The 23,875-nt window shown below is 40.0% G+C and carries 16 protein-coding genes; 7 read left to right on the top strand and 9 right to left on the bottom strand.

The annotated features are described in order from the left end of the window. Positions 1–109 precede the first annotated feature (109 nt). Both deoC and LFYK43_RS03165 read right to left on the bottom strand, forming a co-directional pair. Entirely contained in the window at positions 110–919 is an 810-nt protein-coding gene (gene deoC / locus LFYK43_RS03170; RefSeq protein ID WP_124975361.1) for a deoxyribose-phosphate aldolase, read from the bottom strand. Positions 920–1,029: 110 nt separating this feature from the next. Beyond that, a complete protein-coding gene (locus tag LFYK43_RS03165; protein ID WP_124975359.1) occupies positions 1,030–1,887 on the bottom strand; it encodes a glycosyltransferase family 8 protein in 858 nt (285 codons plus the stop codon). A gap of 197 nt (positions 1,888–2,084) precedes the next feature. Here LFYK43_RS03165 and LFYK43_RS12475 point away from each other — a divergent pair, with 197 nt between their 5' ends. From LFYK43_RS12475 to LFYK43_RS03155, 3 genes are all read left to right on the top strand, one after another. After that, complete coding sequence (locus LFYK43_RS12475) at positions 2,085–2,246, top strand: hypothetical protein (protein WP_158609177.1); 162 nt, start codon at positions 2,085–2,087, stop codon at positions 2,244–2,246. Between the two features lie 87 nt (positions 2,247–2,333). Continuing rightward, entirely contained in the window at positions 2,334–3,428 is a 1,095-nt protein-coding gene (locus LFYK43_RS03160; protein WP_124975357.1) for a glycerol dehydrogenase, read from the top strand. A gap of 235 nt (positions 3,429–3,663) precedes the next feature. Next, a complete protein-coding gene (locus LFYK43_RS03155; protein WP_124975355.1) occupies positions 3,664–4,851 on the top strand; it encodes an iron-containing alcohol dehydrogenase in 1,188 nt (395 codons plus the stop codon). A gap of 53 nt (positions 4,852–4,904) precedes the next feature. Here LFYK43_RS03155 and LFYK43_RS03150 read toward each other — a convergent pair whose 3' ends face one another. The 7 genes from LFYK43_RS03150 to LFYK43_RS03120 form a co-directional block, all read right to left on the bottom strand. Then, the gene (locus LFYK43_RS03150) at positions 4,905–7,136 is read right to left on the bottom strand and encodes an AAA family ATPase (RefSeq protein ID WP_124975353.1); all 2,232 of its coding nucleotides are present in this window, start codon (positions 7,134–7,136) and stop codon (positions 4,905–4,907) included. 21 nt (positions 7,137–7,157) lie between these two features. After that, entirely contained in the window at positions 7,158–8,222 is a 1,065-nt protein-coding gene (locus tag LFYK43_RS03145; protein ID WP_229717914.1) for a MupG family TIM beta-alpha barrel fold protein, read from the bottom strand. Between the two features lie 504 nt (positions 8,223–8,726). After that, a complete protein-coding gene (locus LFYK43_RS03140; RefSeq protein ID WP_124975349.1) occupies positions 8,727–10,016 on the bottom strand; it encodes a DNA cytosine methyltransferase in 1,290 nt (429 codons plus the stop codon). 170 nt (positions 10,017–10,186) lie between these two features. After that, positions 10,187–12,073: a DUF1998 domain-containing protein gene (gene drmB, locus LFYK43_RS03135; RefSeq protein ID WP_124975347.1), complete on the bottom strand. Its 1,887-nt coding sequence runs from the start codon at positions 12,071–12,073 to the stop codon at positions 10,187–10,189. Between the two features lie 22 nt (positions 12,074–12,095). Next, the gene (locus LFYK43_RS03130) at positions 12,096–15,491 is read right to left on the bottom strand and encodes a helicase-related protein (RefSeq protein WP_124975345.1); all 3,396 of its coding nucleotides are present in this window, start codon (positions 15,489–15,491) and stop codon (positions 12,096–12,098) included. Next, the gene (locus tag LFYK43_RS03125; RefSeq protein ID WP_124975343.1) at positions 15,484–17,892 is read right to left on the bottom strand and encodes a hypothetical protein; all 2,409 of its coding nucleotides are present in this window, start codon (positions 17,890–17,892) and stop codon (positions 15,484–15,486) included. The genes LFYK43_RS03130 and LFYK43_RS03125 overlap by 8 nt, the downstream gene beginning before the upstream one ends. Positions 17,893–18,440: 548 nt before the next feature. Further along, positions 18,441–19,436 (bottom strand): NAD(P)-dependent oxidoreductase, encoded by a 996-nt coding sequence (locus LFYK43_RS03120; protein ID WP_369692890.1) that lies wholly within the window; start codon positions 19,434–19,436, stop codon positions 18,441–18,443. 655 nt (positions 19,437–20,091) lie between these two features. On the opposite strand from LFYK43_RS03120, the gene LFYK43_RS03115 reads away from it, so the two are divergent. From LFYK43_RS03115 to LFYK43_RS03100, 4 genes are all read left to right on the top strand, one after another. Continuing rightward, the gene (locus LFYK43_RS03115; RefSeq protein ID WP_124975341.1) at positions 20,092–20,538 is read left to right on the top strand and encodes a hypothetical protein; all 447 of its coding nucleotides are present in this window, start codon (positions 20,092–20,094) and stop codon (positions 20,536–20,538) included. Between the two features lie 90 nt (positions 20,539–20,628). Continuing rightward, positions 20,629–21,477 (top strand): hypothetical protein, encoded by an 849-nt coding sequence (locus LFYK43_RS03110; protein ID WP_124975339.1) that lies wholly within the window; start codon positions 20,629–20,631, stop codon positions 21,475–21,477. A 609-nt stretch (positions 21,478–22,086) separates the two neighbouring features. Further along, positions 22,087–22,410 (top strand): hypothetical protein, encoded by a 324-nt coding sequence (locus tag LFYK43_RS03105; protein WP_124975337.1) that lies wholly within the window; start codon positions 22,087–22,089, stop codon positions 22,408–22,410. A 590-nt stretch (positions 22,411–23,000) separates the two neighbouring features. After that, positions 23,001–23,726, top strand: a complete 726-nt coding sequence (locus tag LFYK43_RS03100; protein ID WP_124975335.1) for an MBL fold metallo-hydrolase — start codon at positions 23,001–23,003, stop codon at positions 23,724–23,726. Positions 23,727–23,875 lie beyond the last annotated feature (149 nt).

The raw sequence follows: 23,875 nt of genomic DNA, 5'->3' as shown, positions 1-23,875 counted from the left end.
TGCTCGACTTACGCGAGTTTATTTGGCAATCCAGCCTGACCCCTACACAGTTAAACAATTTCAGCTCAAAAAAAGTGCCTCTCATCGTCAAAATGAAAGACACCGCTTCTTATTCGTAAAGGTCTGACCAAAGATCATACTCGCCAACTGTGTCGTGATCATCCGGCGTACCAGCACCGACTTTGGGGGCTTTTTTGTCAGCTTCACCAGTGCGCAGCTCGATCGCACTAACTTGATCTTGCTCAAATCTGTGTTTCAAAGCCTCGATGATCGCAATGCCAGAACTAGTCCCGATCCGGTCAGCGCCGGCTTCGATCAGCGCCAAAAAGTCATCGCTGTTGCGGATCCCACCGGCCGCTTTGACGCGCACCGTATCCCCGACGGTCTCTTTCATTAATTTGACATCAGCGACAGTTGCCCCGCCTGAACCAAAACCGGTCGAAGTCTTGATAAAGTCCGGCTGGACCTGCTTGGCGATCTGCGCCAGCTTTTTGATCTCGTCCTTGGTCAAATAACAGTTTTCAAAGATAACTTTACATAAAACGTTCCGGTCATGACATAGCGAAACTAGCGTCTGCATCTCCGTTTTGACATGGTCGAAGTCGCCGTTCTTCACCGCAGTCAAGTTGACAACGTAGTCGATCTCATCAGCACCCTTTTCGATCGCGTCGTGGACCTCGAAAGATTTCGCCCGCAGCGTTGTCTGGCCCAGCGGAAAGCTGATCGCCGCGCCGGTATGGACCGGGCTGTCCTTGAGCAGCCTGGCGCAAGTTGCCGTTTGGGTCTGGTTGATCGCGACCATTTTAAAGTGATACTGCTTAGCTTCGTCACATAATTTGACCATGTTGTCAAACGAAGCATCCGCGTGCAAATTAGTATGGTCGATCATTTGACTGAAGTCATTGAGTGTATATCTCACTGCACATCCCTCCATTTCACATTTATGATAACCCTTTCACGTCGAAATATCAGCTTTTTTCTCAAAATAAAACGACCACTTCGCCTGAGCAAAATGCTCGTTTTTTAACTTTATGCTTTTGCCAAATTTTCCGTATATTCCCGCAGCCGTTGGGTCGCAATGAACTTATATTGGTAATATTCATCCCGCCAAGGGTGCATCCACTTGCCATAACGGACCCAAGGCTTGCTCCAGCCGGTAAAATGGATCAGCAGCGGATCGCGGCGGGCTTTGATTGCTAACTTCTCGCCTGCTGGATCAGGGTTGATATAGTCATGACGGGCTAGCTTGGACTGCACATTATAGCGCGGGTCAAGTACCTGCCATTTGCCGACCAAAACGGCGTTTAAAGCGTCTTGATCCTGGTAGATCAGGTTGTCTGAATGCTCAACGATATACTGGCGGACTTTTTCGGTCACATTTTCTTCCCGCCACTTCTTGGTATCAAACAGCAGCAGCCCGCCATTAAAGTACAGGTTCTTGTCATGTGGGACGTGCATTTCTGTCAAGCGGTCAACATAGCCCTGGTCTTCAACGCCACCGATCACATTGCCATTGAGGTCTTCATGCCACAAGTCGACCAGACTCCCGGTACAGATCATGTCACTGTCCAGGTATAAGATCCGGTCACAATCAACTAACTCCGGCAATTCCAGTCGGTAGTAGGTATTTTCCTTGATCGCTGAATCCGGCGAATCAGTGTTGGCTTCTTTATAGTATTCAAAATCACTTTCCAGAAAAGTGATCTCACGGCAATTGCCGTAAATATGTTCCAGCTGCCTGATATAGGCGCGGTCTGCTTTACTTAATTTGTCGTCGATAATAAAAAAATGAAAGTCCTCATCGAGGTTATGCTCCAGGATCGAAACATAAAAAGTCATTAAATTATCGGCAAAATCACTATCAGTGGTTGATGCAATATTGATCATGTATATAAATTCCTCCTTAGAGTTACAGTCACAACTTGCGAGTCCATTAGTTATATATAATGGTCTGTAACACTTATAATAGCACTATTTTAAATAAATAAGTATTGATAAGGCTTGAATTCATCATAAGAACGGTGTAAAACACGTTATAGAAGGACTGAAGTCAAGGTTAAAATTTTAACTAAGGAGGCAAATTCATGAAAAACGAAAAAGAACGCGAACAATCGATCCATGTTAGTGCATCCCAAGAGAACCGCAAGTTATTGCTGAAGTTATCCCGGCGCTTGGACCTCTCCCAGGCTGAAGTGATCGAAAAGGCGCTGGAACTGCTCGATCAGCAAAGTGCCGCTGCTAAATGATCCGACCGTAGTCGAATTATTTGCGACAGCTAAAATAAAAGCGGTATCATTAGTTTGTGAATTAAATTTCAAATTGGAGGTATGATCATGATCAAAGAATTTGCCAGTCCTGCCCATTACATTCAGGGCAGCGGAGTTTTCGATGAACCGCAGGAGTATCTGGCCGCGCTCGGGTCTAAGCCGCTTTTACTGTGCGACGCAACTGTCTGGAAGATCATCGGTGAAAAGTTGAACGCGACTCTGGAAAGGGAAGGCTTTACCGCGGCTTATGTCGAATTTGGCGGGGAAGCCTCGGATGAAGAATGCCAGCGGATCGCGGAAGCAGCACAAAAAGCCGGCAACGACTTTATCATTGGTTTAGGCGGCGGCAAGACCTTAGATACCGCCAAAAACGTGGCCGCGCGCACCAAGCTGCCGGTAGCTATCTTGCCAACCGTTGCCTCGACTGACGCGCCGTGCTCGGCTCTTTCAGTCCTGTATACACCAGACGGTAAATTTGAAAAATACGCCTTCTATGCCAAAAACCCGGACCTTGTTTTAGTCGACACGCGCGTTGTTGCCCACGCGCCGGTCAGAAACCTGATCGCGGGGATTGGCGACGCGATGGCAACCAACATCGAAGCCAAAGACGTAGCGCGGGCCTATGAGGAATCAATGCTTGGCGCCGGCCCGACCCTAGCCTCGCTGGCAATCGCGCAGACTTGCGCCGATAACTTATTTGCCCATGCTAAACAAGCCGTTGCCTCCGCCAAAGGGCAAGTCGTCACGCCGGCATTGGAATCCGTGGTGGAAGCCAACACCCTCTTAAGCGGGCTGGGCTTTGAAAGTTCCGGTTTAGCCGCTGCCCACGCGATCTACGATGGTTTCACTGCCTTGACGGGACCCAGCGAGACCATGATGCACGGCGAAAAAGTCGCCTACGGTTATCTGTGCGAACTAATGCTGGACCAGGTCTCGACTGACGAGCTCAACAAGTATATTGCCTTTAATAAATCACTGGGACTGCCAACTACTCTGGCTGACCTCAAGCTTTCCGACGTTAGCTATGCTGACCTGCTCAAAGTCGGCCAGCAAGCCACCCTGCCGACCGAAACGATGCACCGGATGCCGTTTACGGTCACGGCTGAAGACGTGGCAGATGTTTTGGTCGCCGTGGATCAATATGTCACTGCTAATTTCTAGAAATTAGAAAAGAGTTTTTTTAGGGCTTTACTTGTGAATAAAAGTGCTATATCATGGAGTTGGTTAAACAAACAGCTCGATCAAGGCAGAAAAACGCGCTTTTTGAAGTTATTATTTAAGGTAAATAATTCACTATCTTCTTTAAATTTCGCGTTAAGCAGTCTTTTGACCCAGCTGATCGATTAGCCGTCCGCATTCAAACAAAATTAAATATCAATTAGGGGGAGCTTTCGTAATGACAGAACGCAGTTATGATTTTCTGATGCCAAGTGTGAATTTCTTTGGACCAAATGTGATCGGCAAGATCGGTGAAAGAGCTAAGATGCTCGGGATGAAAAAACCGGTCTTAGTCACCGATAAGTTTTTGGAGGGTCTCAAGGGCGGCGCGGTTGAACAAACTATCGCTTCGCTCAACGAAGCCGGGGTCGACTATGTGATCTACAACGGTGTTGAACCTAACCCGAAAATCCATAACATCCAAGAGGTCAAAGACTTATATGAAAAAGAGCATGCCGATTCATTGATCACGATCGGCGGCGGTTCCGCCCACGATACCGGTAAGGGCGCGGGGATCATCTTGACTAACGGCTCAGACATTACCAAATTGGCAGGGATCGAAACACTCGACCATGCCTTACCGCCGATGATCGCGGTCAACACCACGGCCGGGACAGGCTCAGAACTAACACGGCACGCGGTGATCACCAATGAAAAAACACACTTGAAGTTCGTGGTCGTTTCCTGGCGCAATATCCCGTTGGTTTCCTTCAATGACCCAACACTCATGCTTGACGTGCCTAAAGCTCTGACGGCAGCAACCGGGATGGATGCTTTTGTCCAGTCGATCGAACCTTATGTTTCAGTTGATCATAACCCGATCACAGATTCGCAATGTATCGAAGCGATCCAGCTGATCGAAGGCTCCTTGAGAGAAGCAGTGGCTAACGGCCATAACTTAAAAGCACGCACGGAAATGGTCGAAGCCGAGATGTTAGCCGGAATGGCCTTCAACAATGCCAACTTGGGTTATGTCCACGCGATGGCCCACCAATTAGGCGGTCAGTACGATGCCCCGCACGGTGTCTGCTGTGCATTATTGCTGCCTTACGTGGAAAGATACAATTTGATCGCCGATCCGCAAAGATTCGCCGAACTGGCAGAGTTCATGGGCGAAAACACAGACGGCTTGTCAACTCGCGATGCTGCAGAATTAGCGATCAAAGGCATGAAGCAGCTCTCCGATGATGTCGGGATCCCGCAGACCATCAAAGACATTGGTGCTAAGCCGGAAGACTTCGAGCTGATGGCAGAAAATGCCTTAAAGGACGGCAACGCAGCCTCTAACCCACGCGTTGGGACTAAAGAAGACATCGTGAAAATTTTCCAAGCCGCTTATGACGGAAACTTGGACTTCTCATTCTAGAACTCCTCTAATACACAAGGACGCGCTCTGATCCAACCAGAGCGCGTCCTTTTTTATCCATAAATATTTTTCTTGACGACATCCGGGTTAGCCAAGCTCTCTGCCAACTGGATCTCGTTCATATTAACGAAACTTAACTGCCCTTTGGAGCGAGAGACCGCCGTATAGGCCAAGCCATAGCTGCCGGTCTCGACCACATAGACTTTATCCGCCCCGCTGCCTTGCGCCTTATGGATCGTGATCGCATAGGCTAGCAGCAAGTCCCGCTTCGCCTTGGACAACGGCAGCTTGTACTCATTCAAATCTGTCTTGACCGTGATCTCAGCCTTGCCGCCGGTGTGTTTAGGCAAAGAAACACCGGTCACAACGCCAAATTCACTGTTGGTGTAGTTCTTACCGGCCCAGCCGTTTTCGTAAAAGACGACCTGCGCGCCGACAAAAAAGCCGCCCCGTCCCTTGTTGTTTTCAATTTCAAATGGCACGACATTTTGCTTATCTTGGGACAAGACGCGGTAAAAAGCCTGGTTGATCTGAGCCACGTTGAAGTTGCGGTAAGCCAAGATCATGCACTCAGAAATATCGATGTGCTCTTTTTTATAGCGCAGCATTTCCTTTAAACTTTCGTGAAAATAATGTGGGTCACCCCGGCTGCCGTCAAAGGTTCTTGCACGGCAAGAAGCGATAAACTCCCGGGTCTGCGGATCCTGACAGCGAATATTGTCGGTAAAATAGAAGGCATGCCCCTTGTTCTTTAACAGCGCCATCACGTTGCCAGCCACTGACAAGGCTTCAGTATCGTTAGTCACAGGCGGCAGCTGGCAGTCGTCGCCCAGCAGCAAGTAGCGCACGCCGTGACCAAAGGTTTGCATTAATTTGACCAGCATCTCCTGGGTGACCATCGAGATTTCGTCAATAATGACCGTTTCGAAGTCGCCCAATTCGTGGTAGAGTTCGGCATCATCCATGCCCTGGTCGATGTCAAAACCGATCTTCTGGATCGTCTGCGCGTTGGTAAAGCCGTTTAAAATCAGGTTGATCCGCGCCTTATGGGTGGGCGCCAATGCCAAAACCTTGTTGGTTTGAAAAATTTTGCCTAGAGTATAGGTTTTGCCGGAGCCGCCGACCCCGAGCAAAGCATCGACCCGCCTGTCGGAATGTTTCAACCAAGCGATGAATTTCTTCTGTTCTGCCGTCGGCTTAAAAGAGCCAAAGCTGCCCTTAAGTTTGTAGGGCCGGCAATGATCTTCGGCCAGCAGCTTGAGCAAGTAGCGCTCGCCTTCGCATTTCTCCCGCAAATGCAGAGTCCCGCCGCAATTCTCCTGGCAAATATAGCCGAACTCTCGCAGTAATTCCAGGTTAGAAATTAGCCTGCTTTCCGATAACGGCAAGACTTCCCCGCGTTCTTTGAGCATGATCAGATCATCGCAGCTTTGCAAGTGCTCGCGGGCTTTTGCATCGAGCAAGTCATATTCCAGCAAGAGGCTTTCGATCTCATCTTTATCGAAGAGCGGCAAGAGTAGGAGCGAAAAGACACGCGACTTCTCCCAGCGCTGCACGAAAAACGGGTCGTCTTCCATCCAGTCGTTGATCGCCGAACGATACCGCAGCTCCTTGAGTTGAGGAATAACATCCTTGTAGTAGGTCCGCAGGTCGGTTAAGGATACACTCCAGTAGCCCGGAAAATCGGCTGGTTTCGGCACGGTCACATCCAAGTCATGCCATTCGCCGTCTTTAAAATTATGCAATTTTTTGACGGTCATGCCATTGATGAAAAAATAACTATGCCGATACTTATCACTGTCGTTTTCAGCGATTGGCGTCCCGTTTTTAGCCAATTTAACGAAACGAAAACGCAGTTCTTCATAGCCGCGCTCATGTAATTTCTTTTTCCTGGCGGCCTTTTGTGCCAGCTGCTTTTCTAACTGTTCGGTTGCTTGGGTGACCGCGGCAAGCTTGGCAGCCGGCATCCCGGCTTTCTGAGCGTCTGCAAGCGCCTCTTTGGCCTGTTCTGGGTCTTTGATGCCTAAAGCAACGCGCGCCAGCAAACGGTAGGCCTGGGCGCGATTAGTCTTCTTTTTGAGTCGTAAAAAAAGATGCAGGTACTTCGCTGCATCCGAGTATTGCTCAAGCCGGTAGCAAGCCTTGCCTAGGTAGTAGGCAGTTGACTTAAAATCTTCCTTCTGGTGGAAGATCCGCGTCAAGAGCGGTTTGGCTTCTTTGGCTTGTTTGTCCTTCAATAATTTTACGGCTTGTCGATAGGTCTCAGCCATTTCCGTTGCTTTCACTGCCTACTCTCCTTTCTCAAATTAAAAGACTAACTGAATTGCTTGACCTGGACCACAATGTTCCAGCAGATCCAGTTCATTTGCCTGGATATAACCTAGCACATTGACTGTCGGATCAGCCGGCAGATCACGCTTGACGATCTCCAGCTCGCCTTGATAACGCAAAGCCAGCTTGTTGTCCAAAGTCACCGCACCCCGTTTGCGCGGCAAAATATTGGCCGGTTCGATCGTCTCCTGATTCAAAGCACGCCCCTCTACCAAGCGCACCACATCACGGGCAACGTCTGGGCGCTGGTGGAGGTAGAGGTTGCCGTCTTGCATATACTTAGGTAGTGTGCTGTTGGTCAACAGATGTAATAATAAAACACTATGATCGAAATAAGCATCAAATTGGGCCAAAGTATCTTGTAACAGATTTTGATCACCGATATCAATCTGATCCACGTCAAGTTGCTGCAGATCCAATGCAGCAGCTAAAGGATGCTGGTAACGCGCACTTTCCAGGCTTGGCAAACCAGCATAAACTGGTCCGCGCAAGCCGCGGTCACCAGGAACAAAAGCTGTTACTTGAATGCCGTGTTCATGCAGCCAGATGTTGCGTTCTTGAAACCACTCTTCACCTAGACCAGTATTTTTACGGGGATAGTAGTTATGCCAGGCTTCGATGTTGGCAAAGTTCGCCTGATCAGCTTGTAGTGTCTGCACATCTTCATCACTTAAAGTGCTGGCATTCAAGGCAATACCAATGCTTTGCGACAAATCAGCAATTTCTTTCATCGAAATTCCTTCATCCATGCGCAGTCTAGCAACTCCTAACTCAGCTATCTTTTCAGGCTGAGTTAAATTCAAACCCGTCCGTTTCTGGGCTCGTGTCGAAATGTCGACAGTTAATTCCAGATTCAATGATTGGCATTGCTGACCTAAAGCTGCTAAACGATCCAGCAAAACCGCTGGATCATCCTCCGGCAGATTAAGCGAAGTGAAAACACCTGTAAAACCTGATTTGGCAAATCGTTCAATTCTTGCCTGAACCTTTTCTGTGATTGGACTGCTTAAGTATACTGAAAAACCTAACAAAATACTCACCCCTATTGACTTTGATTTAAAAATTAACTTCCTCTTCCAAGAGATTTATCGTTCTAAATTTGGAAGTCTACCAGCAAACATCTCAGGATTCTAACAGTGCGAATAGAGCTCAATTTAGCTATATCGAAGGCTTTTATAACTGTCGGCAGATTAATAGCGCCAATAAGTATTTAACACCAGAAGAAAAGAAACAGTTGGTAAACTGAAAATTATACATAATCGTATCTAATAATTTGACTCAAATCTAGGCTGTTGAAGAACATTTCTGTATTTTACAAGCGGTTTGTCCACAATTTTAAAAAAAATGCAGAAAATAAAATTCCGATTGCTTAACCCAGAAAAGAGGTGCAAAGTTCATTACGAACTTTACGCCTCTTTTTCAGCGGATATTATCTTTGAATCCAATCCAACAGAGCGAACTTAGAGAATTGGATGTCATTGCGCACTACTTACCACTTTTCCGCCATTACTTAAAGTCAGTTCAATTGCAAACCAAAGATTTAACTATAAAACAGCTCTTTTACATGTTTGTATGATAGCCTTTGCAATTTTTTTACTGAGAATTGGAGGTACTGCATTCCCTATTTGCATAAAAGCATTAGTTCTAGAATTTTCAAAGAAAAAATCATCAGGAAAACTTTGAATTCTAGCTGCTTCTCTGACAGTTATCGACCGATTTTGAGATAAATCTGGGTGAATATAATAATGCCCATCTTTTGCAATATGGGCTACTACTGTATGCGAAGGAGCACTCCAAGACAAGGCTTTATACCTGTCTAAAAACATATTCATATTTTTGTGAGTTTTTAATTCTTCTGACAACTCATTATACTTCAGGTTATGTTTATTTTGTTTCGCCATAACTACTTCTCTATAGATAGCAAGATCTCGCGCATTATTTGGCCGAGATGTATTCTGGGTTAATGGGACATCAATTTCTTTTCTATAGTATTTTTTTATATACTGATTTGGCTCATTAGAATAAACATTTTTTGTCTCGCCAGCATTCATTTTCGGTAGATCAAAGAATGCCTCTTTCAAATTTACAGTTCTATCTTTTAGCCCAGCCAACTCTTGAAAAAACGTAGAAATTGCATTCAAGTTCCCGGCTTTGACACCAAAAAGTACAATTCTCTCCCTTTTCTGAGGTATACCATAGTCCTGAGTATTTATGATACGAAAATCTAACTCATACCCACATGCTTTAAACTCCTCATACATAATTCCTCCAAGTACATTGTTTTTTTTATTCAACAAGTATTTACCATCAAAATCTTTAAAACTTAACAAGCCTTTGACATTTTCAAAAATAAAAAATTCCGGTTTGTATTTTTTTAAAAACTCAATGTAGTATCTGTATAAATAAATACGGAGGTCATCTTTCTTTTTTGCACTATTTCGCCCTCTACCAATAGTTGAATATGCTTGGCAAGGCGGTCCGCCAATGATTGCAAATATTTTAGTCTGTTTTTTTATGCTTGTATCAAGCTTTTCAAATATCCCATTTAAAGTATTATTATTTATTTCAATATTAATTGTCTTCGATAAAATTTCATCTGGAACCATGGAATACATTTTTTCCTTTGAAATTCGTCCTGCTAAAAAATCATAGTAAATATTTTGATGCTTGTTTTCCTTCAAGTAATAAAAGCAATCACGAAGACGAAGAGTTGCACAAGCGGCTTTATCTTTTTCAACATGTGCAATAATATCAAATATTGGTGATCTGAATCCTTCTGTAAGCCCACCTGCCCCCGAAAAAAGATCAATAATTTTAAGATTATTTATAGACATGTGTGTTCCTTCCACTTTATTGTTTTCACAGCCTTTTAAAAACAAGTTTAACGTATATCTCATCAGAAATATACTAAACAATTTTAAATAAAATAACATTTTCTAACAAAACTAAGGGTTTGTGCCTATTCATATCTAAGATTTAGATATGAAATTTCTTTCGAAAGAAATTAATTAAAATATCCCAAACTTAATTCTTCAGGGCTCCCAATCAATACAGTCCTGTCCAAGAATGAATTCATCTTATCACAGCTTGTTTCGGAAATTAAGGTACATGCATGACAAGCTGCAGAATTAAGAGAATCTCTCCCTTGCGAATCCGTTCCGATACAGACTGGGTCATAACTGCACCATCTTGCTTTTTCAATAGCTGAATTAAGAATTTTAAAGAATCTCTCAGGAAGACATTGTTTTACAAGTCCTCCCAATGTTCCTTCCGAATCGGAACTAGAAGTATAAATAAGTAGACCATACATCTCTTTGCCCTTTTTTTCTGAAAAATATATTCGTTCTTTAAGAGCGGAAGAAGAATAGCCGCAGTATGCATTAAGTTCTCTTATTAATAAATGGGACAAAGTGTGAATGAGATAAAATACAGGAGTAATGTACTTCAACTCATCTTCATGTATATTATTTTTTATTTTCCTATTAATTTTTGATTCAATTTTACTATTTAAGAGTCGCTTTTTCCACAAATTTACCATCTTTTTATCTAAACTGACAAAGATGCCTTCTCCAAGATTTTTAATGCCTACATATGATCTATCGATATTATTAATCAAGGAAACCTCCGAAACTCTATGATATGAACTTGGATTCTCCTCTTGTTGTAATTCAACCATACGTTCTGAATCGGTGGGTTCAATCCGACTATAACTTTTCAAGACATTCACGACTTCTAGCTGGTTTACTAAAGTTAATTTTCCAATTTTTTCTTCGAGCCCATGAAAGCTTTGATTTTTAAAATTACATTCTGTTATATTCAGTCTGCCAGAATTCTTGTCAAAATCCTTCACCCCCATCAACACTTGATACTCATCATATCTGTAGTCCTCAACTGTAACATCTTCATCACTCTTAATTTCCAATTGATCTTCAACAATAGCATCTCTAACTTGTTCTTCTGTCAAAAAGGTGTCACTTGCCAAAAGAGAAATAAGATTTGCAGCATTCGTTGTTTTCAAATATTCTTCGGGCATAGATTGTTGCGACAATAATTTTTCTAGTGTTATAAATACTGGATTACTTTTTATTTTTTCAATATTCTTGTTTTCACTAAATGGGATATTTACTGAACTCACTATATTAGGAAAATAAAAGTTATTCGCATTCCTAAGAACCGTTTGTAAAGGCTGATCACAATCTTTAATATCCTCTTCCACATCTTTTTCAAGATCCCAAATAAATTTTCCGTGACATTTAACCTGTATTTTCTCCAAGTTCTTTGCAAATCCACCATCTGTATCGAAAATCCCTCTTAGTGAATTTTCACAACCACAAGTACATTTTACAATTATACTTGAAATACTATCTGACACACTTGAAGAAAATAGACTTAATTCATGTTTCATCCTTAGCTGATCTTCTCCATCTTTCTTATTCAAATGAGCCCATTCAAACCAAGGAAAATCTTGAACGTGACCATTGCGACACGTACACATAAATCTAACTGGGACTAAGTAAATTTTTTCTGATTTAAAAAACTCATATGGTTTTTTATCAAACGATGGTGATGCAAATTTTAAGGCACTTTTCCACTCCTCGAAGGTTTTTAATTTCTTTGTTTTGGGAGAAAACAACCAATTGGGGAATCTGGTAACTTTAACACTTCCTGTATCTTTGGTTGGTGGTTCTATGAAGTAGTTTGCCCCCATCACCCTTTCAAGCCTTATATCATGAAATTGTTCTTTGTCATTATTATTCCACTTCCAATATTTAGATCCCATGATCATTACGGATTGGTTGTTAATGTCAGTGAGTGCCCCTATTCCATAGGGTGTAATGAGCTGTGCTCTTCTAACTGCCATTGATGGGTCTGTCCCATTAAAATTTGTCAATCTAACATACCTCCCAAATTAATCAAAATATAAATCTTGATTGCTTATCAACATTTCTCATTGACCCCATGACTGGAATAGCAAGTCCATTAGCACGCTGATCAAAAGAAGTTAACAACGTTTGAGCATATTCATCACTACCCTTGTAGTAGAAGAGCTCCTCATTTTCTTCTGCCATATCTATCCACTGTTGCAAGAAATTATTTATTTCTTTTCTTGCATCATTGAAATACAAGTGATTTTCCGAATCTACTTCTTTAATTCTATCGAACAAAAAATCACAGATTTGACTTAATTCTTGCTGGTGTTGCAATATTAGGCCCGCCTGATTTTCATTTCTCATTTCTGGAACCGTATTTCTCACCATTGAAACAATTACAGCCGCGATTGCTTTTTTCATAGCTGGAACAGAGAAAGGGGTTACACTCGTTGGTTCTACATAGCGGTATAGGCTCTCATGATATGATGTAAACGTTTCATAATGTGACCTATCCCTGCTTCTCATAGAATTGTAAAGAGTGAAAACCATACCTAGATTCTCTCTGCCAACTCTACTTGTTGCTTGAATATATTCTGAAGTAAGCTTCGGTTGACCAACAACAAGCATGTTATTCAACCTACCAACATCAACACCAACGGAAAACATGTTTGTTGCGATAAGAGTATCAACAGCATGATCTTCCCTCTCAGCATGCGATATAGAGAGTTTATCGAGTGTATTTGGGATCTCCCCACTTTTAACTCTAGAAGTTAATTCAACTGCGTTGTTTTGAAGCAAAACTCTTGGATTGTTCATTTCACGCTTACTTATTTTTTCAATTTGATCATGGACATCATCTCTCAACAAACTTGATGCTTTTCCCAATTCTCTCATACTATTGAAGTAAGATACAACAGTCCAATATAGTTCTTCCTCATCTTGGGAAAGCCTTAAAGTCTTAATGCTTTGTAACATGGCAGATAAAAGCCTAACTTCAGCCGTGACCTGAGTTTTGCCATTTGCCATCACTCCAACATACTTTCTTCCCCTTGTATTTTGATTTTCTCTAACAAAAAAATTGTCTTCCTGTGAAATTCCGTCTGGCGGAAACTGAAAAACTCTACGATCAAATAGATTCTTAATCTGTTCAGCAGAATTTTTGATGGTTGCTGTGGATGCAATATATTTAGGATTACTTTCAGAACTCTGCAAAATATAGTCAAATCCAGATTCATATAATCCAACAATACTCCCCAAAGGTCCAGAAATTAAATGAAGCTCATCCTGAATGACTAATTCAGGACGTGTGATATCCTCCATAAAAGACCCAAACAAATTACCAGCTTCTGCCCTCAAAGGAACTTGAGCAAATTTATCAACAGTAGAAAATAATAATGTGGGTTTATTTTTGTAAATCGTTTCGTCAACTACATAAACAGGTAACCCTTTTGAGAATGGACAATCATTGGTTAAGCACCTCATATCAAATTGCCCTTTTTTGGAGCGTAATGCCTTATACCCCCAACCATTTGTCCCAAATCTATTATTTTCTGGAATTATACTATATTTTTCATGACACCAAGGGCATTCCAATAATTGAAATTGATTTTTTGCTAAAGCACTTTCCAGATTATCCTCATTCCCCATTTCAGTAAGAATCTTTATTGCTTCCTTTCTTGAACTAGGGGTACTTTTATTTCCAATCCACAATCCCAAGCTTATAACTTCTTCACCCAAGTCTTGCCGATTTTTTCTAATATACTCCAAAGCACAAATCATTGCTGCTGCTCGAGAAAATTGTTGTGTTGTTAATAACCGTAAAGTATAACGCATGATTACCGTTGTTCCAAACTTAGACGCTTTGCTGGAAAGGCGCCCATAAATAATTGTAGCAGCTATTGCAAAAAGATATGCTTCCGTCTTTCCTCCGCCGGTACTTACCCAAAGTAGATCCACGACGTCCCTCTCTGCACTATTTTTATTGATAAGTGATTCAAATGTCAATAAAATAAACGCCAACTGGAATGGACGCCAAGCAAAATCTACTTGTTTATAATCATGGGTATCAAAACACTGTTCCTTGGTCAATCGACTCTTTACTCTTTGCAATAAAATAGTTTCGTTTGCCAGCCTGAAGGTCTTTAATGCTTTATCATCAGTGTCAATAAGATCAATGGTTTTCTTTATTCTTCCACTGCACTCATGACATATTCTCAAATTTTCAGATGCGCACTCTTTGAAAATTTGATCCAATTCACAAATTTTTTGTTTAGTTTTTAAAATCCAACTATCATATTCGGCAACAAAACTCTTCAAATATTCAATTTGTTTAACCTTATTATTATTTATATAGCTTTGTGGTCTCAGAACATTTGAATCCAAGTTTGAAATTGAAAAAGACATGGGCATCATTTCGTAGGTAGGTATACACTCTGTTTCAATTTTAAATGGTTTATCAAGATTTGTATCCCAAACCGCAGCTACACCTCTTCCAAAAGCAAAAGTTTTTTTATTTCTGTACATAAGATGTTCTTTTATTTCTTCTGAGTTATTGTTCTGTCTAAATTTCCGCTTTTGTACCTCCTCGGCTGAAAAAAAACTAACCTTTTTATTAGCATTTACACTTATCTTCGATTGGAAAAGATTTTTATCGGAAAGGTTTTCTAAAACCAGAGTAACAGATTTAATCCTAGAATTTTCAAGGACATTCTCTACAATGATATTCAATTTGATGTTTATATTTTCTTCCAAGGAGATTATAACTTGTTGACTTCCTAAATTATCAACACTGATTTCAAGCTGCTTTTTAAATCCATGTCTTTTAAAGCAATTTCCATTTTTACTTTTCGGATAATTAACAAACCTGAGCTTCTTTATATATTCCTTCGCATCCTTATCCTGAACTTGATCAATTAAAGTTTTTATTGATTCATCTCGACTATTAAGATCATCTACGTTTTTTAAACCAACTCTATAGTTTTCATTGTCAAACTCTAAAACAGAGACATCCAATTTTTCTAGGGCTCTTAACAAGAATTTATATCTTTCTTCCGGTAAAGATAAAGCGACATCTTTAATGGGACTATAATAAGCTGTATCTATAACGACAGGTACCATGCCCGAATCGGAGGTACAGTAAAAGGAAATGCCAATAGTTGAAGGCTTGAAACTATTATCGATAAATGTTGGTTGTTCTTCTGGATCGTTTTCTTGATTCAATTCCTCATTCTCTTTATCCAAATCTTTGTTTTCTACAACGCTATCCTTTTTTGAATAGAGGATTCCTGTCAAGTATCTAAGTGTTGGAGCTTCTGATATTATTTCACTTTCTAAATTAGTCGTAATATTCTCTGACCCAGGGCCAATAAGAAGCCTCCTAATTTCCTGCAGATATCTTTCTCTTACTTCACTTGCTCTATTATTATCAATTTCAACCATTAAATTCACCCCAAATAAGCTTATTTGTCTTATCTCTTGAAAAATTACTAATCTTTTGCCTGCTGCTCAGAATTACTTTTTCTTTCCTAGCTTCATTATCCATACTTTCCTCAATAGCAGCCACTAAACTGTTGTCCAATGAATTGAGATATTCATCTCGCTTAGAACTAAAAGCTTCCTTTACTCTCTTGCTGGATTGATAATACTTGTTTGGATTTTCCTCAATATCTGGATCCTTTACAATTTTTCCAACTGTAGAAATAAATTCTATATCATGTGGTAACATGGGCATTCTTTTTATCTTTGACCAACTCTGAAAAAAGCCAATAGATTTTTTATATTTCTGTTCTGCAAATAGTTCTTTCATTTTATATACTGATATATCATTTTTAGCCAAGTATTTAATCAAGCTACTCTTCCAATAAAAATCCAACTGTTCATCCTTATTTTCAGGTTTATCAGCGTCATAATAGCATTCAGAAAAGTGCTTTCTATAAGCAACGTCAGAATATGGCATCCTTGATTCAAAAACCACATCACCTGGATTTAATTTTTTTATGCGTTTTTTACGCAAAGTGTCATTTTTTATTATTAGAACTTCACCAAACTCGGTTCCATAGATAATGCCATTATTTGATAGTTTGATGACCACAACTACATCAACTGTGCCATTATCTATTTTATTTTGTACAAGTTGATCAACTTTTAACCCGATTTCTTCAGCCATTAGATCGTCTATTTCATTGATTTGGTCTACATTTTTCTTATCATCTATTAACGATAAATTATTTTGTTTAGCTAACTTCAAATGCTTTGTTACATAAGGAAGCTGCCAAATTTCAGAAACCCCCTCAAAACCTTTTATCTTTCCTAAAATTCTCACATCATTTTTCAAAGAAATATTTTGGAATTTTTCGTTGGGTGAAAACGAAAGAACAACTCCTTTTTTATAAATACTCGTATAAAGCCACTTTCTTCTTTGCTTTTTGTTCGGAGACACCAACAACATAGTTGTTGCTTCAGAATAAGACTCAGATACTTTTTGACCATAAGAAGCAAAATGTATGAATGCCAGATTTTTAAATTTTTGCCTAAAAGTCGCCAAATTATCTTTATGAACCACAATTAAGATATTTTGAAAGCCATTCACATAACTATGTATACGATCACAAATCAATTCAAATCCGTTAAACTTTACAAGTTTTTCAAATGTTTCTGACAATTGCGTTTCAACTAACAAAGAAGAACGATTTAATTTTTCAAAAATAAGTTCAGATAATCTTTCTAATCTCTCACTGGTTGCCCCACTAAAGAGCAATTGTTTAAATTTCAATAGCATTCCTTGCAAGAGTTTCTGTCCATTATCTTCGAATACGATAAGAAAATTATTAAGTTCAGCTACATTACTCTGTATTTCAGTAGGAACGTTAATTTTCTCAAAAATAATATCTTGTTCGCACTCTCCCGGCTTCTTAACGTTGTAAATAATATTATCAAATGAACGAATCTTATTAATGAAATTTTCATTTAAAAACGAATGGAAATCTCCAAAGAAATTAAATCCGACCTTCTTTTCTTTACATAATTCAAGTAATACAGAAAAGTCACCAATATTACCATCACTTACAAATAAATTACCAAAAACATATACCGCTTTAAATTTCATCGTCGAGTTATTCATAAGATATTCATTGGCAGTAAATAAGTCAGATGAAAAAACAATATAACTAGATTCTGCGTGTCCTAGACCTGACATTGTTTCAATTTCACCAGAGCCATTTAAATAACCTCCACTAAAAATGGTACCAATTCCAATTCCCTGGTCAATTTTTATTTTTCTTTTTAATAAATCGAGAGCCTGATTCTTATTTATTAATATTAATATTTTATGTTTATTATTCATACTGGGATTTTCAACGTTTAATTTTTTAGCTATTTTTTGTCTATAATTTTTTAAAGAGCGTTGTTTATTAATATCGGCAATCATAATATTTTTAAAATTTGCTTTACCAATTTCTGTTGTTACCTTATTCTTTTTTCTGTTACTTTCTTCAAGCACAAAAAAATCATCAAATTTCTCAGATTTACCCTTGTATATATAATATTTATTATTATATATAACTCTTGCTCCAACTTTTAGGTCTTCTACCGCAACATTCTTGTCATGATCCCTCAAGTTCGAATATAAAGTTAGTAAGCAAATATATGCAATAATATATGAATAGCTTTTATCGCTGATACCTAAATATGCCAATTTATCGTTCTTTTCTCCTTTTTGGGCAACTTCATTCAGCAGGTCATAATCAATAATTCGCCTTTCTTCAGAACTTGTAAAAAGTCTTATTAGCTTTTTCTGTCTCTCCTCAGGAAAATCATCTGCATTTATTTTTTTTTCTTTCAAAAAGTCACTCCCCCAATGCAAAACCGATACATTCCTATATCATTTCTTCATGCAATTTACTTGTCTCAGCAACAAGAGTACAGTTTGTATTATTTTATATATTTCTACCCACTCATTATTTAACTCTGGAATTTTCAGACTAATATTATTCAGCCATGATTTAATTATACTATCTGGCTAACCAGATTCACCTATTTTAAATAAATGCTATCAAAGTTATATACCTTTATTATTAATTAAAAAATTAAGCATAAACTTTAATATAGTACATTTAGTTTAAAATTAAAAATAGAATAACCTATATTACGTGTGAAATGCTCAAATGTTGTTTCCAAAATCAAAAAAGATGCCCAACATCTTCAAAACTGGTGTCCAATTATTTATATTCGTTGAAATAGTTATTCTACATTCGTATATTTATGTCTAGTACTTGGCAATTATACTCCTGAGAACCTTCAGCAACAATAGCGAAAGTTTGAAAGATATTGTTGACTTTACCGGATTTTAAAACAAGTTGTCGTCAAAATTTCATGACAACTGCCTCTTTTCTATTTAACCAGCTTGAAAACTAAGTCGGTTTCCCCTTTCAGGTAATGGACAATGTTTTGGCAGGAGATCTCCTGTAGTTTTTTGAGTGAAGTCTGCGAGTAAAAAGCTGCATGCGGAGTAACGAGGACATTTTCCCGCCCCAGCAAAGGATGACCGGCTAGTCGCGGTTGTTCGTCTGCTAGCACATCCAGTGCCGCACCCTTCAGCTGTCCGGAATCAAGCGCATGGACCAAATCTCTTTCTACAACGCAGCCGCCTCTCGCCATGTTTAAAAAATAGGGCTGGCGTGCCATTTGCCCAAATTTAGCCGCATCAAAAAAGTCGACATTGGTTTCATTCAAATTCATATGATTAGTGATAACATCTGATTTTGTCAAAACCTCGCTGGCAGTCGCACAGAGCTTGACGCCGCTCTGTCTGGCAGCTTCAGCCTGAATCGTATATGGATCATAAGCCAACACGCGCATGCCAAGTGCTCGCGCTTTTTGTGCCACGCACAACCCAATTTTGCCCAGACCAAAAATTCCTAAGGTCAGCTCAGACAAACGCGGCCTTGGTGCTGCATAAGCATAGTTCCAATTCTGACGTTCTTCGACATCTTGAACATAGGCCTGCACGTTTTTAACTAACGCTAACATCTGTGTCAACGTAAACTCAGCCACATCTTCCGTGCAGTACTCGCCTATACAAGCCACTCCAACTCCGCTTACTCGGGCAGCGTCCAGATCAACGTTATCATATCCGGTCGCGTTAACAGATACCACTTTGAGTTGAGCTGCGTGTGCTAGTAGTTCAGCATCCACATGAATAAAACCAGTCAAAAGCGCGTCCACATCAGCCATTATTTGGTAAAATTCATCCTTCATTTCATCATGATACTCATAAACCACGACTTGCGCGTCTGGCAGTCCAGCTTGCAAGACTGCTTGTTCCAGCTTGTGGGTCGGCATCATGGAGCCTTGATAGTCAGCAATTACGATCTTGATGGTAACCACTCCTTTTTGTTCTTATTATAGGAGTTGAATAAGGTAAATTCTACTTCTCACAGAAGAACAAAACTTTCAACTATGTTTTATTTGATCAGAAATACCAACAGCTGCTCGATTGAATCAAAGCAACCGTTTCCCTTGAACCAAGTTTGCCGAGACAATCGCCTTCTCTTTAAATTTCAATTTACAAACCATTTCTTTAGAGGTACTATAAAGCTAACAATTAAATTCTGTGTTATATCAAGAACTAGCGAGTGGTTACACACGATGACCTAGTAGCAACCTGCCCTTGGGTAAGGTGCTTCCCTGTAAACGGATATACGTCACTTAACCGTGTTCGTATACCGAGCACGGTTTTTATTTGTCATTAAGTCCAAGTGACGTAAAACATGGAGGAACTTGTGAAGAACATATTTGCTGATGAATTACGGACGGTTTGATTGCAAGATCAAATATTTCTTACAAAGATCTGTCATTGCTAAAAAAGACTACAGATAATGCACAACTAAAGTAACGTAGAAGCTGCCATTCTCAAGCAAAATTACGCAGATACTCGATTGGCGGCCTTGCCAAAACAAGGGGCAGCAAATTTAGTAACAAATAAACAATAGCAATTTCCCTATTTGATCGTTTCAAATAATTTATAGAAAGAAGTTTTGTCATGAATAATTTACAAACTGGTTATGGAAACTGTCCCTTACCTGCACCTGTCTATCGTTTGAAAAATAATAATCAAATATACCAAGTTGAGTTAGAATTGACGAGAAACGAAGAGAAATTAACAGAACTCAAAAGTCTCGCCCCAAATTCACAAAAAAACATTATTATTGAAGAAATAGACGGTTTACAAACTGATGCTTTTGCTCTATATGGGTCTTTTTATTATCAAAAAAGCCAAAATGACCCAGCATTACGAGAAACATACTTAGCCCAAGAACTAAATCAGGACTATTATATTGGTGGACCTGCTGTTCATCCTGAAGAAATGGACTTTTCCATCTTGATGACCACTCCGTATTATCCTGAAGGACATGACTTTTACAGCTATTTTGAGGAAATAGATTATCAAAAATATTTACAAGACTATCAAGCCAGCACACAACAATAATATCTGTTTAGGTATCGAATGCTCTAATTTCTGCCCGTGATGCTTTTTAACGGGTTACATATCAAATCTAAGATTTAGGGGGAAAACATTGTGAAGCGCACTTTAAAATTTTGGTTGTCATTTTTAGTATTATTGACTAGCTGGTACATTTTGCCGCAAATAGTCAAAGCACAAGCCCCGCCAACACACGGCAACGTTTCACCTCATATCTATCAGGACCGTGAATTTTTTAGCCAAGATCAAATTGATAGGTTAGAAAAACAAAATGACGAGCTAGCTGACAGTAAACAGCACCAAATTACAAAAATTTTTATCTTAAGTCCTAAAAAAATGGGGGCTGACTTTGAATTTCCTCCAAAATATATGGACTTTAAAGATTTTAATGATCCTGAAAATCCTGCTGGATATATCCAAAAAACAATTGTAGACAAAAAAAGCACTGACAGCACTGGATATTATAAGGGACTTGGAGCAGCACAAGCTGTACGTAAATATGAGAATGTTTTAGTTTTTATCCCTGAAAAAAATTCACTGACCTTTGCTGCCAGCAGCTTCACCAGCGGAAAATATAATAAGTGGAACTGGCAAAAGCTGAATTTTGGGCACAAACACCAACTAAATAACTCAAGCTCTAGCCAAGCCAAGGGTGTATTTAAGATTGCAACTAGGATCAATAAGCAACAGCTGAAACTAAGTCAGCGAGATAAGCCTGTTGAAAGCCAGCGCCCTTGGGTCACATTTCTCGAAAAATTTGCTATTGCTTTGCTAGCAACTTCACCCTTAATGATCATTTGGTTAGTTCTCCGGTTTGGTGAAAGATCGACTGACATTCCAGATTTTGGCAGCGACATGGGCTGGTATGGCGGTTGGTCAGAACGGGGGTATTATGATGACATGTATGGTGATTACCATGATGACTGGCACGATGATTCTTATTAAAAGGAGGAAAATATCATCTTATTAGCTAAGATTATTTTAGTAGTCGCATTTTTAAGCTGGGTCATAGTTGCTATTTCATTTCGTGGTGAAGCAAGAAATTTACAATTTGAAGAAGATTATCGTGCCAAAAATAGGAAAGAAATGTCCGACCAGAAGTTTAATGCACTCCGTCGTGCTGTGAATGATAAAAGCAAGCTAATGTGGCTTTTGATTATTATCATTGCCCTTGCGCTGACCTTTGCATATGATTACTAGACTTCAGTACATTCAAAAACGATCGCATCCAGTTATCAAAACTACAAGCAGCCGCTCAACTGAATCAGAGTACTTTTCTCCCTTGTATCAAGTTTGTCGAAAAAGTTGCGATCTTCTTTTAAAAATTTCAATTTACACACTCTTTCTTTTGAGGTATTATAGAGTCAACAATTAAATTCTGTGTTATATCAAGAACTAGCGAGTGGTTACACACGATGACCTAGTAGCAACCTGCCTTTTGGTAAGGTGCTTCCCTGTAAACGGATATACGTCACTACTTAACCGTGTTCGTATACCGAGCACGGTTTTTATTTGACATTAAGTCCAAGTGACGTAAAACATGGAGGCATTATTATGGAAAACGAATTACGGCTTTTGTTGTTGGAACAGTACGGCTTTAAGAAGGCAGTGCAAAGACCAGATATCTCGAATAAAGACTTGGAACTGATCAAGCAAGCCGCACAGGATCCAGCGCTGTTAGAACAAATCGAGGCTATCCAGGCAAAGCGCCAGCACGAAGAGATTCTTTCTGCACTGAAGACTTACCAGAACTTGAAACATCCTAACTGCTGGGCAGCAGCAATGGGCAAGCATGCTGCTCAATCAACATTAGAAGGTGCCTGGCTGACAGCGAGTGCCGCTGATAAAGAGAAGATCGAGCAGATCCTCGAAGTTTAAATCTTCATACGTATCAGCAAAAAAACATTTGATTTGTTGGCTTCACATGATTTCAAAAAATCTTAGTTAACAAAGAAGAGCATCCGCTAATGGGGGCTCTTTTTTTAAGCAAAGAAAGCAAGAATAAACCTCGATCGTTAATTCCAACCTTTCCTTTTAACTAGTTCTTTCTAGTACGAAATGTTATCGCTTTCATAAAAAGAATGCTATATTTGAACTGATCAAAGCCATAGAGGGGGCCGTTATTTGCAAGAATATCAAGCAATTGTGTCCGTCACATGTCAGCTGAAAGGAAGCGGATAAATCATGCAAACTTTACCTACGAAAAGATCCAGTCCAAGTAAAATTCTGCTAGTTATTTTTTCGACGATCATTTTCTGCTCGCTCATGTTTCTCTTTTCAAGTAATGCCAGTCAAGCACAGGTGATCACCCATGCTCCGAAATTTTCCGGCAAGGTAAAGATTCCAAAAAAGACAGTGAAACCAAAGTCGAGGGTTATTATTCAGTTGATAAATTACGTGATAATATTTACCATCTCAACGATTATTCCAATTCGCCGGGTGGTAAAAAAGACATTAACCCAGCAAGCATGTATTTGATCAAGGGCAGTAACAGGGCACTCCTGATCGACGGCGGCAACAAGAATATCAAGGCGCGCAAAGAATTAGCAGCGATCGTCAACAAACTGCGTGGGACCACCCCGTTAGAAATCGCGGTGACCCATAACCATGAGGACCATACTGGCCAGCTAGCTTTGTTCAAAGCCAATACGATCTACTATCCTGCAAAAGATAAGATCAAAGGTCAGCACTACTCCAATAACTACTCCTGGGTCAAAGAAGGAGATGTGCTTGATCTGGGGAATTTCAAGTTCACAGTCTTGGAAACTCCAGCCCACACCCCTGGCAGTGTGACCTATGTCGATCAGCAGCATAGTTTGATTGCGAGCGGTGATTCGATCGGTTCGACCTTCGTCTGGTTATTTGATAAGAAAAACCTCAACACCTACCAAAAAACTTTGAATCACCTCTATGCTCAAGTCAAGGATCAAAAAGACCCGCTTTTCATGCCTGGTCATAAGTGGCAAGCTGATCCTGCCAACAAGAAACGCGGTCCCAAGTACACGCCTGACAACAAGCCAATGACTATGCAGTACTTGAAAGACATGATCACACTGACCAAGCAGATCAAGGCTGGTACCGCTAAATCTCACAAGTATTATGTTGACGGCAAGAAACGCGGCACAGCATATGTTTACCACCATGCAATGATCTGTATGATCGTAAGCAGTGCCCAGCGGGACGTATTTAAATAAAAAACCAGATTTAATATAATTGCCTTATCAAATGAGATGAGGTGATTTTTTGGATAACAAGCATGATTTTGTCCAAGTTAAAATTGATGGTCCTAGATCAACGAATGAGGTTAAGTCTCAAAAGGCGATGCAGTTTCGCATTGATCAAA

Origin of the sequence: Ligilactobacillus salitolerans (assembly GCF_003864415.1) — a bacterium.
GTDB lineage: Bacteria > Bacillota > Bacilli > Lactobacillales > Lactobacillaceae > Ligilactobacillus > Ligilactobacillus salitolerans.
The sequence above is the reverse complement of the archived record's forward strand: the minus strand, read 5'-3'. Positions and strand labels throughout refer to the sequence as shown.